Annotated in this window: 1 protein-coding gene and 1 pseudogene; both read left to right on the plus strand. The window is 40.0% G+C overall.

Going from position 1 to position 1817, the window contains the following annotated elements:
• Window positions 1–160: 160 nt before the first annotated feature.
• Window positions 161–1431, plus strand: a pseudogene (locus ACP5O9_RS04585) (ammonium transporter).
• Between the two features lie 14 nt (window positions 1432–1445).
• Window positions 1446–1784 carry a P-II family nitrogen regulator gene (locus ACP5O9_RS04590; RefSeq protein WP_428723520.1) on the plus strand — a complete coding sequence of 113 codons (339 nt, stop codon included), beginning with the start codon at window positions 1446–1448 and terminating at the stop codon, window positions 1782–1784.
• Window positions 1785–1817: the final 33 nt, after the last annotated feature.

Below are 1817 nucleotides of genomic sequence, written 5' to 3' on the forward strand. Positions count from 1 at the left end.
GGTTTCCACTTTCAAACAAGGCAAAAAGAATCGTGGATGGAAATTCTTACAATCCCAATGGACATCTTGATAATACATGGGTAACAGGAATTAACATAACATTTAATTTTTAAGGAGGAATAAGATGAAAAAGTTATTTAGCATATTCATATTAACAATGATGATTTTAGCAATTTCAACGAATCTAATATTTGCTGAAACAGCTGCTCAGGCTGAGCCTCAGCCAAAGCTTGACACAGGTGACACAGCATGGATGATTGTGCAACTGCTCTTGTTATGCTAATGACAGTGCCCGGACTTGCATTGTTTTATGGTGGACTGGCAAAGAAAAAAGATGTTCTTAACACGATTGCAATGAGCTTTGTGAGTTATTGCCTTGTGAGCTTACTGTGGGTGCTTTATGGATACAGCCTTACATTTTCAGGAGATTTTGCAGGAATAATCGGCTATCTTGATAAGGCATTTTTATCAGGAGTTAAAATGAACTCACTTCAGGGAACAATACCTGAGGTTTTGTTCTGCGTGTTCCAGCTTACTTTTGCTGCCATTACTGTTGCTTTGATAAGTGGTGCATACATTGAGAGGATGAAGTTTTCAGCCTGGGTATTTTTTTCAGTTTTGTGGGTGAGCCTTGTTTATGTCCCTGTAGCACACTGGGTATGGGGTGGAGGATTTCTTGCGAAGATGGGTGCTCTTGATTTTGCAGGTGGAACAGTTGTTCATATAAACGCTGGTATAGCGGCTTTAGTTGGAGTGCTTATTCTTGGTAAAAGAAAAAATACTCTTCTTCTGCCAAACAATCTTACTTTGGTAGCAATTGGTGCTGCACTTCTGTGGTTTGGATGGTTTGGATTTAATGCAGGAAGTGCAGCTGCATCAAATGCTCTCGCTGCACAGGCATTCATTAACACAAATACTGCAACAGCAGTGGCAGCTCTTGCATGGATGTTTACAGAGTGGGCAGTAACAAAGAAGCCAACTGTGCTTGGTCTTACATCAGGAATGATCGCAGGTCTTGTTGCAATTACGCCAGCAGCAGGATTTGTAAATATTGTAGGTTCAATTGTAATTGGTGCTGTTGCAGGGTTTGTATGCTACTTTACTGTCACTGCAATGAAACCAAAGATAGGATATGATGATGCCCTTGATGTATTTGGGATTCACGGTGTTGCAGGAATACTGGGTGCAATTCTTACAGGAGTTTTTGCAGACCCTTTAGTTAATGAAACTGGGAAAGGGCTGCTCTATGGAAATCCAGGTCAGCTATGGACACAGAGTATAGCTGTTTTAGTTACTATAGTTTACACAGCTATAATGACTGCGTTAATATTTTTCGTGCTAAGAATATTCATGAAGGTCAGAGTTACAGAGGAAGAGGAAATTACAGGGCTTGACGCATCCCAGCACAGTGAAAGAGCATATAACATATAAAAAGGAGGAATACAATGAAAAAGATTGAGGCAATAATTAAACCCTTTAAATTTGAAGAAGTAAAGGAAGCGCTTGTTTTAGCAGGCATTCAGGGAATGACAGTGACAGATGTAAAGGGATTTGGCAGGCAGAAAGGTCATGTAGAGATTTACAGAGGCTATGAGCTTGAAGTGATATTTATACCAAAGATAAAGATTGAAGTTGTTGTGCCTGATAGCCTTGTTGACAAAGTAATCAATGTCATACTGGAGAAGGCTTACACAGGAAGTGTAGGGGATGGAAAGATATTTGTTATTCCTGTTGAAGATGCTGTGAGAATCAGAACAAAAGACAAGGGTGAACAGGCGATATGATAATAATGTAAAATCGGCAGGAGCTTTCCTGCC

The organism is Thermodesulfovibrio sp. (assembly GCF_049969575.1).
GTDB lineage: Bacteria > Nitrospirota > Thermodesulfovibrionia > Thermodesulfovibrionales > Thermodesulfovibrionaceae > Thermodesulfovibrio > Thermodesulfovibrio obliviosus.